The sequence below is a fragment of the Serratia sp. HRI genome, assembly GCF_010119335.3.
GTDB lineage: Bacteria > Pseudomonadota > Gammaproteobacteria > Enterobacterales > Enterobacteriaceae > Serratia > Serratia nevei.
On record NZ_CP083690.1, the window covers coordinates 4,562,928 to 4,577,377 of the forward strand.

The 14,450-nt window shown below is 63.7% G+C and carries 15 protein-coding genes; 11 read left to right on the top strand and 4 right to left on the bottom strand.

What is annotated here, in order from left to right:
* Positions 1-3 precede the first annotated feature (3 nt).
* From citX to dhbA, 7 genes are all read left to right on the top strand, one after another.
* Positions 4-552: a citrate lyase holo-[acyl-carrier protein] synthase gene (gene citX / locus GF111_RS21810; RefSeq protein ID WP_038877989.1), complete on the top strand. Its 549-nt coding sequence runs from the start codon at positions 4-6 to the stop codon at positions 550-552.
* Complete coding sequence (gene citG, locus GF111_RS21815; RefSeq protein WP_038877991.1) at positions 533-1,417, top strand: triphosphoribosyl-dephospho-CoA synthase CitG; 885 nt, start codon at positions 533-535, stop codon at positions 1,415-1,417. The genes citX and citG overlap by 20 nt, the downstream gene beginning before the upstream one ends.
* A gap of 25 nt (positions 1,418-1,442) precedes the next feature.
* A complete protein-coding gene (locus GF111_RS21820; protein WP_004940821.1) occupies positions 1,443-2,906 on the top strand; it encodes an anion permease in 1,464 nt (487 codons plus the stop codon).
* Between the two features lie 146 nt (positions 2,907-3,052).
* Complete coding sequence (agp, locus tag GF111_RS21825) at positions 3,053-4,282, top strand: bifunctional glucose-1-phosphatase/inositol phosphatase (RefSeq protein WP_038877993.1); 1,230 nt, start codon at positions 3,053-3,055, stop codon at positions 4,280-4,282.
* A 161-nt stretch (positions 4,283-4,443) separates the two neighbouring features.
* Positions 4,444-5,136, top strand: coding sequence for a 4'-phosphopantetheinyl transferase (locus GF111_RS21830; protein WP_038877995.1), 693 nt, complete (start codon positions 4,444-4,446; stop codon positions 5,134-5,136).
* A 189-nt stretch (positions 5,137-5,325) separates the two neighbouring features.
* Positions 5,326-6,516 carry an isochorismate synthase MenF gene (locus GF111_RS21835; protein ID WP_038877998.1) on the top strand — a complete coding sequence of 397 codons (1,191 nt, stop codon included), beginning with the start codon at positions 5,326-5,328 and terminating at the stop codon, positions 6,514-6,516.
* A 100-nt stretch (positions 6,517-6,616) separates the two neighbouring features.
* Positions 6,617-7,375, top strand: coding sequence for a 2,3-dihydro-2,3-dihydroxybenzoate dehydrogenase (gene dhbA / locus GF111_RS21840; protein ID WP_038878000.1), 759 nt, complete (start codon positions 6,617-6,619; stop codon positions 7,373-7,375).
* Position 7,376: 1 nt separating this feature from the next.
* Here dhbA and rarD read toward each other — a convergent pair whose 3' ends face one another.
* Positions 7,377-8,255 carry an EamA family transporter RarD gene (gene rarD, locus GF111_RS21845; RefSeq protein ID WP_039565258.1) on the bottom strand — a complete coding sequence of 293 codons (879 nt, stop codon included), beginning with the start codon at positions 8,253-8,255 and terminating at the stop codon, positions 7,377-7,379.
* A 139-nt stretch (positions 8,256-8,394) separates the two neighbouring features.
* On the opposite strand from rarD, the gene alkB reads away from it, so the two are divergent.
* Positions 8,395-9,042 carry a DNA oxidative demethylase AlkB gene (gene alkB, locus GF111_RS21850; protein WP_147190371.1) on the top strand — a complete coding sequence of 216 codons (648 nt, stop codon included), beginning with the start codon at positions 8,395-8,397 and terminating at the stop codon, positions 9,040-9,042.
* On the opposite strand, the gene GF111_RS21855 is transcribed toward alkB, so the two are convergent.
* Positions 9,025-9,960 carry a LysR family transcriptional regulator gene (locus GF111_RS21855; protein WP_033647920.1) on the bottom strand — a complete coding sequence of 312 codons (936 nt, stop codon included), beginning with the start codon at positions 9,958-9,960 and terminating at the stop codon, positions 9,025-9,027. The genes alkB and GF111_RS21855 overlap by 18 nt on opposite strands.
* 85 nt (positions 9,961-10,045) lie before the next feature.
* On the opposite strand from GF111_RS21855, the gene GF111_RS21860 reads away from it, so the two are divergent.
* Positions 10,046-10,675 carry a serine-tRNA(Ala) deacylase AlaX gene (locus GF111_RS21860; RefSeq protein ID WP_048234419.1) on the top strand — a complete coding sequence of 210 codons (630 nt, stop codon included), beginning with the start codon at positions 10,046-10,048 and terminating at the stop codon, positions 10,673-10,675.
* Positions 10,676-10,682: 7 nt separating this feature from the next.
* Here GF111_RS21860 and GF111_RS21865 read toward each other — a convergent pair whose 3' ends face one another.
* Complete coding sequence (locus GF111_RS21865; RefSeq protein WP_025303447.1) at positions 10,683-10,925, bottom strand: hypothetical protein; 243 nt, start codon at positions 10,923-10,925, stop codon at positions 10,683-10,685.
* A gap of 304 nt (positions 10,926-11,229) precedes the next feature.
* On the opposite strand from GF111_RS21865, the gene GF111_RS21870 reads away from it, so the two are divergent.
* Both GF111_RS21870 and GF111_RS21875 read left to right on the top strand, forming a co-directional pair.
* The gene (locus tag GF111_RS21870; protein ID WP_038878008.1) at positions 11,230-12,138 is read left to right on the top strand and encodes a sugar glycosyltransferase; all 909 of its coding nucleotides are present in this window, start codon (positions 11,230-11,232) and stop codon (positions 12,136-12,138) included.
* Entirely contained in the window at positions 12,116-13,339 is a 1,224-nt protein-coding gene (locus tag GF111_RS21875; protein WP_038878010.1) for an O-antigen ligase, read from the top strand. The genes GF111_RS21870 and GF111_RS21875 overlap by 23 nt, the downstream gene beginning before the upstream one ends.
* Here the strand turns inward: GF111_RS21875 and GF111_RS21880 are convergent.
* A complete protein-coding gene (locus GF111_RS21880) occupies positions 13,263-14,378 on the bottom strand; it encodes a glycosyltransferase family 9 protein (RefSeq protein ID WP_060434569.1) in 1,116 nt (371 codons plus the stop codon). The two genes, GF111_RS21875 and GF111_RS21880, sit on opposite strands and share 77 nt — an antisense overlap.
* Between the last annotated feature and the right edge of the window lie 72 nt (positions 14,379-14,450).

The following is a 14,450-nucleotide window of genomic DNA, read 5'->3' on the forward strand; positions in this document are numbered from 1 at the left end:
GCGATGGCCGCCGTCGATCCCCAACTGGCCGCCGAACGCGCGGTCAGCCTGCCGGCGCTGCTCACCAGCCGCGAATGCCGCCAGGCGCGGCAGCAGGCATGGCTGGCGCAGCACGAGTGCACGCTGCTGGTGCTGACGCTGGTGGTGCCCGGCCCGGTGAAGGACAGCGCGCTGACGCGCGGCATCTTCAACCTGGGGTGGACGGCGCTGCTGCGGCTGTGCGCCGAACAGGGTTGGCCCAGCCCGCAGGCCGAGGCGCTGGCGCTCTCCACCGGCTGCGAAGGGTTTGTCGCGCTGCGCGCCGATGCCCAGCGGGTGAAGGACTGCGCCATGCAGCTGGAGGTGAGCCGCCCGATCGGCCGGCTGTGGGATATCGACGTGCTGGATACGCAGGGGCGCATTTTGTCGCGCCGCGACATCGGCCTGCCGGAACGGCGCTGCCTGCTGTGCGGCCAACCGGCCAAGATCTGCGCCCGCCAGCGGCGGCACAGCAGCGAGCAGCTGCTGCATGAAATGGAAAGGATGTTCAACGATGCGATCTCTGCCGATTAACCTGCCCGCCCACCGTGCCGAACCGGCCTGCGACTTCGCCCGCGCCGCTTTCCGCGCGCTGCTGGTGGAAGTCAACCTCACGCCCAAGCCGGGGCTGGTGGATCGCCATAACACCGGCGCCCACCGCGACATGGATCTCGGGCACTTCTATCGCAGCGCCCGCGCCATCGGCGTGTGGCTGCCGCGCTTTATCCAACGCGGGCGCGAAGACGCCACTTTGCCGGCAGAGCAGCAGCTGGCGCGGCTGCGGCCACTCGGCCTGGCCTGCGAAAACCAGATGTTTCGCGCTACCGGCGGCATTAACACCCACAAGGGCAGCGTGTTCTCGCTCGGGTTACTGTGCACCGCCTTCGGCCGCCTGCAGCAGCAGGGCCGCGCCATCGGCGCCGAAGCGCTGTGCGCCGAGGTGGCGGCGATGTGCCGGGGGCTGGTGGATCGCGAGCTGCGGCGCAACAACGCCGGGCAGACCGCCGGCCAGCGGCTGTTCGCCGCACACGGGCTGAGCGGCGCGCGCGGCGAGGCGGAGGCCGGTTTCCGGCTGGTCATTGACGGCGCGCTGCCGCTGTATCGGCAACGGCTGGCCGGCGGCGACGACGAACAGCGGGCGCTGCTGGACAGCCTGCTGTGGCTGATGGCCCACAACGACGACACCAACGTCGCCTCGCGCGGCGGCCTGCACGGGCTGCGCTGGCTGCGGCGCCGGGCGGCATTGCTGCTGGCGCAGGGCGGCTCGGCGGGGGAGGCGGGTCTGGCGCGCCTGCGGCGCTTCGATGCCGACTGCATCGCCCGCAACCTCAGCCCCGGCGGCAGTGCCGACCTGTTGATAGTGACCTGGCTGCTGGCGCAGCTGGGTGCCCAAGAATAATAACCAAGCCTTCAGGAGAGTCCCTATGTCCCAAACCCAGGAAAAGATCTGGAAAGCGATAGCGCCGCTGGCGGTGCTCGCGATCCTGTTATTGATACCGGTGCCCGACGGCATGCCGCCGCAGGCCTGGCACTACTTCGCCATCTTCGTGGCGATGATCGTCGGCATGATTCTGGAGCCGATCCCGGCCACCGCCATCAGCTTTATCGCAGTGACCGTCAGCGTGCTGAGCGCCAACTGGGTGCTGTTCGGCGCGCAGGAGCTGGCGGAGCCGGGCTTCAAGGCCGGTAAAGAGGCGCTGAAATGGGGGCTGGCGGGCTTCTCCAGCACCACCGTCTGGCTGGTGTTCGGCGCCTTTATCTTCGCGCTGGGCTACGAGGCCACCGGGCTGGGGCGGCGCATCGCGCTGTTCCTGGTGAAGTTCATGGGCAAGCGCACGCTGACGCTGGGCTATGCGGTGGTGATCATCGATATCCTGCTGGCGCCGTTCACGCCGTCCAACACCGCGCGCACCGGCGGCACGGTATTTCCGGTGGTGAAAAACCTGCCGCCGCTGTTCGATTCCTTCCCCAACGATCCCTCTTCACGCCGCATCGGCGGTTACCTGATGTGGATGATGGTGGTCGGCACCAGCATCAGCTCCTCGATGTTCGTCACCGGCGCCGCGCCGAACGTGCTGGGCATCGAGTTCGTCGGCAAGATCGCCGGGGTGCACATCAGCTGGATGCAGTGGTTCCTGGCGTTCCTGCCGGTCGGCCTGCTGCTGCTGATCATCGCGCCGCTGATCTCCTACTACCTGTACAAACCGGGCGTGACCCACAGCAGCGAAGTGGCCGCCTGGGCGGATACCGCGCTGGGGGAAATGGGCAAGCTGACGCGCAAGGAATACACTCTGATCGGCCTGGTGCTGCTCAGCCTGTGCCTGTGGGTGTTCGGCGGCAAAATGCTGGACGCTACCGCGGTGTGTCTGCTGGCGGTGTCGCTGATGCTGGCGCTGCACGTGGTGTCGTGGAAAGAGATCACCAAATATTCCAGCGCCTGGAACACGCTGGTTAACCTGGCGACGCTGGTGGTGATGGCCAACGGCCTGACGCGCTCCGGCTTTATCGACTGGTTCGCCCAGACCATGAGCACCCACCTGGACGGCTTCTCGCCGAACATGACGGTGGTGGCGCTGGTGCTGGTGTTCTATTTCGCCCACTACCTGTTCGCCAGCCTGTCGGCGCACACCGCCACCATGCTGCCGGTGATCCTGGCGGTCGGTAAAGGGTTGCCGGGCGTGCCGATGGAGCAGCTGTCGATGCTGCTGGTGCTGTCGATCGGTATCATGGGCGTGCTGACGCCGTACGCCACCGGGCCGGGGGTGATCATCTACGGCTGCGGCTACGTGAAGTCGAAAGACTACTGGCGCCTGGGCGGCATTCTCGGCGTGGTGTACATCGCCGCGCTGCTGCTGATCGGCTGGCCGATCATGAGCCTGTGGTACTGAGTTGAAGCCACGCGGCCACCGCCCGGTGGCCGCGGTTACGATCCTTTCCCGTGAACCCTGTCACACACTTGTCACACTAACCCCGCCATCATACTTGGGCAAACGCTAACACCTTAAAAATAATCATTTTCCGGGAGCCTCTGCGGATGAGAAAAAAAACGTTATTGCTGTGCCTGCCTTTGTTATTCACCGGGAACGCGCTGGCGGAAGCCGGCGGTTATCAGCTGGAACAGGTGCTGGTCATGAGCCGCCATAACCTGCGCGCGCCGCTGGCCAACAACGGCAGCGTGCTGGCGCAGTCTACGCCGAAGGCCTGGCCGGCCTGGGAAACGCCGGGCGGCCAGCTGACCACCAAGGGCGGGGTGCTGGAAGTGTATATGGGGCACTACTTCAACGCCTGGCTGAAGCAGACCGGCCTGTTGCCGCAAGAGGGTTGCCCGACCGCCGGCAGCGTGTACGTCTACGCCAACAGCCTGCAGCGCACGGTGGCCACCGCGCAGTTCTTCAGCAACGGCGCGTTCCCCGGCTGTGACGTCAGCGTGCACCATCAGGACAAGATGGGCGAGATGGATCCGACCTTCAACCCGATCATCACCGACACCAGCGAGGCCTTCAACCAGCAGGCGTTGGCGGCGATGAACGCCGCGCTGGGCTCGCTGAAGCTGGACGCTTCTTACCAACAGCTGGCGAAGATCATCGACTACAAGGATTCCGCCGCCTGCAAGACCGACAAACACTGTGACCTGACCAAAGAAACCAGCGTGATGAGCGCGGTGCCGGGCAAAGAGCCGGGCGTTTCCGGCCCGCTGCGGGTAGGCAACTCGCTGGTGGACGCCTTTATGCTGCAGTATTACGAAGGTTTCCCGATGAAAGAGGTGGCCTGGGGCAAAATCGCCACCCCGCACCAGTGGCAGCAGCTGGCGCAGCTGAAAGACGGCTATCAGGACTCGCTGTTCACCTCACCGGTGGTGGCGCAGAACGTTGCCAAGCCGCTGCTGACCTACATCAACAACGCGCTGCTCGGCGAGCGCAAACCGGACGCGCCGAAGCTGACGGTGCTGGTCGGCCACGATTCCAATATTGCCTCGCTGCTGTCGGCCATGCAGTTCCAGCCGTATCAGCTGCCGCAGCAATACGAGAAAACGCCGATCGGTGGCAAACTGGTGTTCCAGCGCTGGCGCGACGCGCAGAACGACCGTGAATTGCTGAAGATCGAGTACGTCTATCAGTCCACCGAACAGCTGCGCAAGGCGACGCCGCTGACGCTGCAAACCCCGCCGCAGCGGGTGACGCTGGCGCTGAAAGGCTGCCCGATCGACAAGGACGGTTTCTGCGCCTGGAGCGATTTCGAAAAGACCATGAAAGGCATCTTGTAATGCTCAGCCTCTCTCCCGAATGCGGGGGAGAGGCCTCTCCCCATCCCGGCTAACGCGCCGCCGTGCGGGCCTTAACGCCATTTATTTTGCCCAGGGTCATTGTTGCAGGCCGTTTCGGGGGCTAACATCATCAGCCTGCCTGCTTATCATGGATACCGCCGTTGCCTACTTTTATCCGCCATATCGAATTTTTCACGCCGGACGGCTATCCGGGCCAGGTGGCGCGCTGCCATTTTGCGCTGGCGGAGTATCGTGACGAGAGTTTTCCCGAGGCGGGCTTTGCGCTGCCGGATCATCTGGCGCGCGCGGTGCCGAAGCGCCGCGCGGAGTATCTGGCCGGGCGTTTTCTGGCGCGGCAACTGTTGGCGCCGCTCGGTTTTGCCGATTTCACCCTGGCGCGCGGCGAAGATCGCGCGCCGCAGTGGCCGCCGGGCATCGCCGGGGCGCTGAGCCATAATTCTGATACCGCGCTGTGCGCCGTGCACCGCGAGAGCGGGCTGGGCGGCGTTGGGCTGGATGTGGAGACGCTGCTCTCCGACGTGCGGGCGGAGGAGCTGTGGGGCGCGATCGTTTCGGCGGGGGAGCGCGAGGCGTTGCTGCGCGAGGCGCTGCCGTTCAATGAACTGCTGACGCTGACGTTTTCCGCCAAAGAGAGCCTGTTCAAGGCGCTTTATCCGCAGGTGCGCTGTTACTTCGATTTTCTCGATGCGCGCATGGTCGCCGTGGATATGCAGCGGCAGACGTTTGTATTAGCGCTGCTTAAGACGTTGACGCCAAATTGCCCCGCCGGCCGCCGGTTTAACGGGCGCTTTTGGCGTGAAGGTGACGACGTCACGACTTTTATTTTCTGCTAAAACACAATCATAACAGTGTGTTATTTCTTACTTTGCCGTAACGCGGATTTGCCGCAGCGGGCGGAAAGATTCATTCATCGGAGATTGACCCACGGTGGGGATCCGGTGTAATTTATCCTCCTTTTATAGCTAATGATAATTATTCGCATAAACATTATCATTGGTAAGGCGCAACAAAGGAGTGGTCTAGTGGCGACACTGACGACAGAAAACCAAACCTTCCCCGGGTTTGTGTACGCCGAACAATCGACCTTTTTGTACCGGTCCGAATTCCGTTCCCTCTTCGCCGATGGCGTGTTCGAGCGTATCGAGACGCCGGCGTTCGGCGGCGAGCAGGAAGGCAGCGCGCTGGCGCAGCATATCCGCCAGGCGCTGGCGCGCGCCAAAGCCGCCGGCCAGGAGACGCCGGTGGTAGTGGGCGCCATTCCGTTCGATACGCGCCGGCCTTCCAGCCTGTACGTGCCTGAAAACTGCCAGTTTGTCGCCAACGACAGCTTTACCCGCGCCGCGCGCCCGATGCTGCAACAGGCGCATCGCCTGGCCGCCTGCACCAGCATTCCGGACGAGCCGCGCTTCAAGCACGCGGTGGCGGAAGCGGTCAGCCGCTTTAAACAGGGCAAGCTGGACAAGGCGGTGCTGTCGCGCATCCTCGACATCGAGCTGGAGCAGCCGGTGGCGGGCCACCAGATCCTCAATAACCTGATGGTGCAGAACCCGACCGGCTACCACTTTTCCCTGCCGCTGGCCGATGGCGGCGTGCTGATCGGCGCCAGCCCGGAACTGCTGATCCGCAAGCAGGGCGGCGAGATCCACACCAATCCGCTGGCGGGCTCGGCGCGCCGTCAGGACGATCCGCAGCAGGATCGCCTCGGCAGCGAGCGCCTGATGCGCTCGACCAAAGACAAATACGAACACAAGCTGGTGATCGACGACATTCGCCGCCACCTGGCGCCATTGTGCGCCAGCCTGAGCGTGCCCAGCGGCCCGTCGTTGCTCAGCACCGGCACCATGTGGCACCTGTCCACCCGCATTCGCGGCGAGCTGCTGAACCCGAATCTCAACGTGATGCAGCTGGCCTGCCTGCTGCATCCGACGCCGGCGCTGTGCGGCTTCCCGACCGAGAGCGCCCGCCAACTGATCGCCGATCTGGAACCGCACGATCGCGGCCTGTTCAGCGGCATCGTCGGCTGGTGCGACGCCAACGGCGACGGTGAGTGGGCGATCGTCATCCGCAGCGGCCTGCTGCGCGGCAACCGGGTACGGCTGTTCGCCGGCGCGGGCATCGTCGCCGCCTCGACGCCGCAGTCCGAGTGGATGGAAACCGCCGCCAAACTGGGCACCATGCTCAACGCTTTCGGCCTGAACAGCGGCGCGCTGTAGGCCTCTTTGCGGCGCAGTGCGCGCCGCGTCATACGCTTTCGCAGGAGACAACGATGAACAACAACATGACCCGGCAGCGTGCCCGGATGGCGGTGTGCGCATGAGCATTCAGATGGACTTCACCGGCAAACGCGTGTGGGTGACCGGCGCGGCGCGCGGCATCGGCGAGCAGATCGCCCGGCATTTTTTGACGCAGGGCGCCGAGGTGGTGGGATTTGACCGCGAGTTCGCCAACCCGGATCTGCCTTACCCTTGCGTGATGCTGGACATCAGCCGGCCGGAGCAGGTGGAGGCGGTGTGCCGCCAACAGCTGGCGGAGAACCCGCGACTGGACGTGTTGGTCAACGCCGCCGGCATTCTGCGCATGGGCAATACCGAAGATCTGAGCGTGGATGACTGGCATCAGTGCATCAACGTCAACGCCTCGGGGGCGTTCTACCTGTTCCGCGCCGTGCTGCCGCACTTCAAGGCGCAGCGCAGCGGGGCGATCGTCAGCATTGGTTCCAATGCCGCGCACGTACCGCGCGCGCAGATGGCGGCCTACTGCGCCTCCAAGGCGGCGCTGACCAGCCTGAACCACTGTGTGGGGTTGGAGATGGCGCCGTTCGGCGTGCGCTGCAATCTGGTGTCGCCGGGCTCGACCGACACGCCGATGCAGCGCGGCATGTGGCAGACCGACGACGCGCAGCAACGCACCATCGCCGGTTTCCCCGAGATGTTCAAGCTGGGGATCCCGCTGGGCAAAATCGCCCGCCCGGATGAGATCGCCAACGCGGTGTTGTTCCTGGCCTCCGATTTGGCCAGCCATATCACCATGCAGGACATCGTGATCGACGGCGGCGCCACGCTGGCCGCCTGAGTCAGACCCGCTGGCGGCGCAGCAGGTGCTGCGCGCCTTCCGCCGCCAGCAGCAGCACCGCCAGCCAGATAGCCAGATAGGTCGGCCATTCGCTTTGGCCGATGCTTTCGCCGAGCAGCAGCGCGACGATCACCAGCAGCACCGGTTCCACATAGCTCAGCAGGCCGAACAGGCTGAACGGCAGCAGGCGGCTGGCGAGGATGTAACACACCAGCGCCACGGCGCTGATGACACCGAGCAGCGGAATGCGCCAATACAGCTCGGCATTGATCTGCAGCGCCGCCGCGCCGCCGTCGCCGAAGGCGAACCAGGCCGCCGCCGGCAGCATCAGCGCCAGCTCGCACCACAGCCCGCCGAGATTGTCGGTGCCGAAACGCCGCCGCAAAATAAAGTAGAGCGGATAGCCCAGCGCCACCACCAGCGTCGGCCACGAGACGCCGCCCGCCTGATACAGCTCATTGCCCACCCCCACCATGGCGCACGCCACCGCCAGCTTTTGCAGCAGCGACAGCCGATCGCGGTAGAAAAAACGGCCCGCCAGCACCATGGTCAGCGGCAGCAGAAAATAGCCGAGCGACACGTCGAGCGCCTTGCCGTGCAGCGGCGCCCACAGGAACAGCCACAGCTGCACCCCCAGCAGCGCCGAGGTGAGCAGCAGGCCCAGCAGGCGCTGCGGCCGTTGGCCGATCCAGGCCAGCGTGTCGCCCACTTTGCGCCAATCGCCGGACAGCGCCATAAACAGCGTCAGGAACGGCAGCGTCAGCAGCGTGCGCCAGCCGTAGACCTGTTCGCCGTTCAGCGGGGTGAGGGTAGAGGTGAAGTAATACATCGCGCCGAACAAGATGGAGGCGACGACCGAAAGAGTGATGCCCTTAATCACACGCATTCCTGGTGAGTGATTGATTTTATGGCGGCTACTGTAGAGAAATTTGCCGCCAACGACAATGGCGTTGCCGGGCGCTGGACAATCGGCGGCGGCGGGTTACAATGAATACTGTGTATTCATACAGGTTTTGGCGATGACAATCGATCTTTTTGAAGACGCGCTGCCGCCGCCGTGGCGCGAAGAGATCGCCCCCGGCGCGGTGGTGATGCACGGCTTCGTGCGCGATCACGGGCCGGAACTGCTGGCGGCGGTGCAGGGCGTAGTCGCCCAGGTGCCGTGGCGGCATTTGACTACCCCCGGCGGGCATGTGATGTCGGTGGCGATGAGCTGGTGCGGCAATGGCTGGACCAGCGACAGCCGCGGTTACCGCTATTCGGAACGCGACGCGCGCAGCGGCAAACGCTGGCCGGCCATTCCCCCCATCCTGATGGCGCTGGCGGACGAAGCCGCGCAGCAGGCGGGCTTCGGCCCCTTCGTGCCGGACTCTTGCCTGATGAACCGTTACGATCCTGGCAGCAAGCTGTCGCTGCATCAGGATAAAGACGAGCACGACTTCGGTGCGCCGATCGTCTCGGTGTCGCTCGGGCTGCCGGCGGTGTTTCAGTTCGGCGGGCTGCAACGCAGCGACCGGGCGCAGCGCATCCCATTGGCGCACGGCGACGTGGTGGTATGGGGCGGCCCGGCGCGGCTCTGTTTTCACGGCATCCTGCCGGTCAAGGAAGGCTACCACTCGCTGGTGGGGCCACACCGCATCAACATCACGTTACGCAAGGCGCTTTAGCTGCGGCTCCTGCGCCAGGCAGGCGACGAGATAGTCGATAAACACCCGCAGTTTGGGCGGTAGATACTGGTTAGGCGCGTAGAGTAACCACAGGCCGCCGTGATAGCTGCTGAGGAAATCCCACTCCGGCAACACCTGCACGATCTCGCCGTCGTCGAGCGCCTGGCGGGCGGTAAAATACGGCAGGCTGCCGATGCCGATATGCTGTTTTACCGCGTCCAGCCGCACACCGGTGTGGTTGGCGGCGTAGCGGCCGCGCACGTTGACCGTCACCGTTTTGCCGCTGCGGCGGAACTTCCATTGCGCGTCGCTCGGCGTTTCGCCCAGATAGATGCAGCTGTGCGCCGCCAGATCGTGCGGGTGCTGCGGCGTGCCGTGCTGCGCCAGGTAGTGCGGCGTGGCGCACAGCAGATGGTCTATTCTCATCAACTGGCGGCCGATCAACCCGGGCGACGGGCGATCGGTGATGCGCAGCGCCAGATCGACCCGATCGTCGATCAAATCCATGTAGCGATCTTCCAGCCGCAGCCTCACGTCCACCTTCGGGTAGCGGCGCAGGAACTCCGGCATGTGCGGATGCAGCACGAAGCGGCCCACCGCCTTGGGCACGCTGACGCTGACCAGCCCCTCGGGCTCCACGGCGCCGCGCCCGCCGATCGCCATGACCGCGTCGGCCGCCGCCAGCAGGGTGCGGCAGTGCGCAAACGCCTCTTCGCCGCTTTCGCTCAGCCGCAGTTTGCGGGTGGTGCGGTGCAGCAGCTGCAGCGCCAGCGCCTGCTCGAGTTTCGCCACGCTGCGGCTGACGGCGGAAGGCGAGGTGCCCAGTTTACGGGCAGCGGCGGAAAAGCTGCCGCTCTCTACCACCTGAACGAAAACGGCCATTTCGGGCAACAGGGCGTAAGAAAGATTTGTGCTCATGACGCAAAGGTCCATTGTGATAGCGGCGGATTATCCCTCGATTATGACATGAATATAATGGCTCTTCGAACCGAGGAGAAAAATGATGACCGAACGACGTTATTACTACAGTGACGATGTACAGGGCCAGGCGCAGGTGTTGAGCTGCGCGCCGGCCGAGGCGGGCGCTTACGCCGTAGAGCTCGACGCCACGCTGTTCCACCCGCAGGGCGGTGGCCAGCCGTCCGACGTGGGGACGTTAGGCGGCGTCGCCGTGCTGCGGGTGCAGCAGCAAGGGGATACCGTGCTGCACTTTACCGCTGCGCCGCTGCCGCTCGGGCCGGTTACGATGCAAATCGATGAAGCGCAGCGCCGCCTGCACGCCCGCTGGCACTCCGGCGGGCATCTGATCGGCTGGCTGGGAGAAACCCGAGGCTGGCGGCCGGTCAAGGCACATCATTGGCCGGGGGAAGGGCGCATCACGTTTACGCCAGGGCCGGATGCGCAGACGGTAGAAGCGAACTTTTTGCAGGCGGAGCTGGTGCGCTTGATCGCCGCCGATTTACCGCGCCGCCAACAGGCGGTGGAGGGGATGCGCCAGGTCGGCTTCGGCGAACTGCCCGCCTACGGCTGCGGCGGCACCCATGTCGCCAGGCTGGGCGAGGTGGGGGCAATTGCGATCACCGGCGTAAAGATGAAGAAAGGTCAGCTGATCGTGCAGTATGAGCTGGGGTGAATAAGGTTCAGCGCCCGGCCTGCCGCAGCTGGGTACAGAACGCGCATTGGCATCCCGCTACCGGCACCGCCGCGCAGCTGCCGATGTTCACCGGCTGGGCGTCCATGGCGTGAAAGCCGTAAAACAGATTTTCGATGTTTTGTTCCGCCGCGCGCGCCTGTTCCGGGCGCGGTTCGGGCACTTTTGACTGAAACGCCGCGGCCTTGCCGGCCAGCAGGCTGAGAAACAGCAGCGACAGCTGGATTTTCATCGTCGTCTTCCTTTGGCTGAAGTTGTGATACATTATAACAAAACCCCTTCAATGCCAAGCGGCGGTGCCGCTGCCACTCACGTTATTTTTACGTGCTGCAACAGTTTCTCATTCAATTAACACTTCGACATATCTCTTATCGATACGCTGACTAATAATTCAAATTACAAAAATTGCCTCACTAAACGAATATTTAGATACTCGCTGTGCGGCCTGGCCAGTGCTGACACGTTTTTAAATTCTGAGCATACAGAAAGATGCCTCTGTAGGTATCGTCACGCACTCTGGACAGGACATCGCCACCATGGGCTCTTTTTTTAAGCAGATCTACCGCTATTCCCACGCGCGCCCTTATCGGCATAACGAAAACCTCTGGCCCTACGTGAAGATCGCGCGCGGCGAAGGCGGTGAAATCGCCGCCTTATGGTACAAGCACCGGGCGGTGCCGATCGTCCCGCTGAGCGAACTGCGCAGTAGCTGCCGGGGGGAGGTGCTGCTGACGGCTACCGGCCCGTCGGTGAAGGCGCTGCGCTTCGAAAATATTCCCGCCATGCCCGCCATCGGGGTCAACGGCGCCTATTGCCTGCATCGGCAGCTGGATTTTCGTTTCTACGTCATCGTGGACATGGGGTTTATCGACAGCCGCCCAGAGATCGTGCGCGACGTCATTCAACGGCCTGGGCTGACGCTGTTCACCACCGTGCACGGCGTGGCGCGCATTCTCGATCGCTTTGGCCCGGCGGCGATCGGCTGCCGATTGGCGATCGTCGAAGACGCGGCCTGCAAGATTTACCGCCCCCGGATCGACAGCGGCGCGCTGTGGGATCACTACTGCCGGGAAAACGGCGTGGTCTTTGCCGCCGAGAGCCGCATGCTCGGCTTTAGCCAGGATATCCGCTGCGGCATTTTCGATGCCGGCACCGTGGCCTATTGGGCGCTGCAAATCATCGCCTATCTCGGCTTCAAGCAGCTGTTTATCGCCGGACTGGACATGAACAACTTCCACCAGCCGCGCTTTTACGAAACCGAGCAGGATCGCTTGCCGACGTTCCTGGCGGACAAGGTGGAGTCGCTGGTGATCCCCGCTTTTCGACACGCCGGCGCGATCATGAAAAAGCAGCAGATCGCGATTAAAAACCTCTCCCTGCACAGCGCTATCGGCAGCGATATCTTCGAGAAGGTGGACGGCAATGTTTACTTTCAGCAAGCCTGAGCGGTGTTATCGCTTCGGCAGCGCGCTGTTTTTAGCCTTCGCGTTTTTCAGCGCGATCTTTTGCGGGCAGACCCGCGTCAACAACCTGTTTCATTTGGCGGCGCTGCTGTGGCTGGCCGCCGTGTTCACCTGGCCGCCGCTGCGGCGGCAGCTGTGGGCCAATCGTCAGGCGCGCTGGGGCGGCGGGCTGGCGCTGATGTTTTTGCTTTATTATTCCCTCAGCGCGCTGTGGGGCGAGACGCCAGGCGACATGCCGTCGGCCCTGACCCACAGCGCCTATATCCTGCTCTACCTCGCCTGGCTGGTGACGCTGCTCGACGGTGAGCGGCGTCATCAACTGCAGTGGGCGATGCTGGCCGGCATGACGGCGCTGTGCCTGTATCTGACGCTGGTCGACGCCCCGTCGATTTATTATCTGCGGGAAACCACCGCCCGCAATCCGGGGCCGAGCAACGTGATCGATCTGGCCGGTTACGCCGCCATCGCCATTTTGTTGAGCCTGATGATTTTCCGCGATACCGGGCAAAAAGCGGCGCTGTGCTTTATCCCGCCGCTGCTGGCATTCATGGTGCTGACGCAAAGCCGCGGCCCGCTGATCGCACTGGCGCTCGCGGTGGTAGTGGCGATGCCTTATCGACACCGGCCGGGACGGTGGCTGTGGTTTCTGTTGCCCGGCGCGCTGGCTGTGGTTCTCGCCGTCGTTTACAGCGCGATCGGCGAAATGTTGCTGACGCGTTTTGGCGAGCTGTATCAACAGAGCTTTGTTCGCATCAGCATCTGGCGCCACAGCCTGGCGCTGATCGAACAGGCGCCGTTCTTCGGCTACGGCTTTGACAAGCAGCTTAACTTTCTCAATTACACCGGCGAGCTGAACCACACCACGCACAGCCTGTACCTCGGCGCGTTGCTGAAGGGCGGCTGCGTGGGTTTCCTGTTGCTGCTGGCGCTGCTGGGATATGGCGCGCGGCTCGCCATCGCACACTGGCGCACAGGGCGGCGCTGGGAGGCGGGCCTGTTTCTGTTTATGCTGGTGTTCTACAGTTCGCAGGGCATGTTTGTGATCGCCAATCCGGCGGAGTTTTGGTACCTGTTTTGGCTGCCGCTGGCGCTGCTGCTGTCGCAGCCTAAACGGCGGCCGATCGGGACTGTGCAGACGACAGCGCCGCCAGCGTCTTCTCCAGCACCTGTTCCGCCGCGATAATACTAAGCGGCTGGCGGCGCTCAGCGGCACTCAGCGCGGCGCTGTCAACCGGCACGTGCATCACCTGATGCCGTTCGCTGTCCTGATAGGGGCCGGTATGCCGCGGGTTAGCGGTGACGAACAGGCTGACGGTGGCGGTTTTCAACGCCACGGCGAGGTGAAGCGGCCCGGTATCGCCGGTCACCAGCACCTGCAGATTGGCGATCGTCGCCAGCAGTTGCGGTAACGTGGTCGCGCCGATATGGCTTACCACCCGCTGTTGCTGTTCCTCGCTCAAACCCGCCATAAATTCCCGCTCGAGGCTGCGCTCCGCCTTGCTGCCAATCAACTCGATCTGACAGTCGGGGGAGTGCGCCAGCAGCCGTTGTGCCAGCTCAACAAAGCGGTCGACCGGCCAGCGGCGCAGCATTTCGGAGGCGCCCATCTGAAAGCCGATCAGGATCTTGCCCGCCGGCTTCTCAAGCGCGGGAAACGCGACCGGGATGAACATGTCAGGATTGTTGGTACGGCACCCCAATTGCCCCACCATATCCAGCTTGCGCTGAATTAAATGGCCGTCGCTGCTGTGGCTGACGCCGGTCAGCCAGCGCTCCATGCCGCTCGGTTTGTTGCCGTAAACGTCTTTGAACAGGTATTGGCAACCGGCGGCGATGGCGACCAGCACGTCGTAAGGCGCCTTCGAGTGCAGGATGACCGCCAGCTGTGGCCGGTTTTTTCGCAGGCGCCGGATAACGGCCAACATGTCTTTGGCCTTGTGGTCCCAGTAAATCACGTCATGAAAGCAGGGGCTGCCTTCGACCAGCTGCCGGTTTTTATGGCTGGAGACCAGCGTGATTTGCGCGCCGGGATAGCGTTCGCACAGTGCGCGGATGGCGGGCGTATTGAACATCAGATCGCCGAGGGCGCTGGTGGAGAAAATCACGATGCGTTCAAAGGATTGCTGCGGATCGAAGCTCGCTGCGGGCCGGAAATTGCCCGCGATGCGGGTATAGAGACGTAAACCGGCGTTGGCCGCCGCTATTTTCCACTGTTTAGACATTGCAGTTCGCTTCCGCTTGAGATCGGCGGCCACCGTCTGGCGCCGAGTCGTATCATACAAGCGCGGCAACGG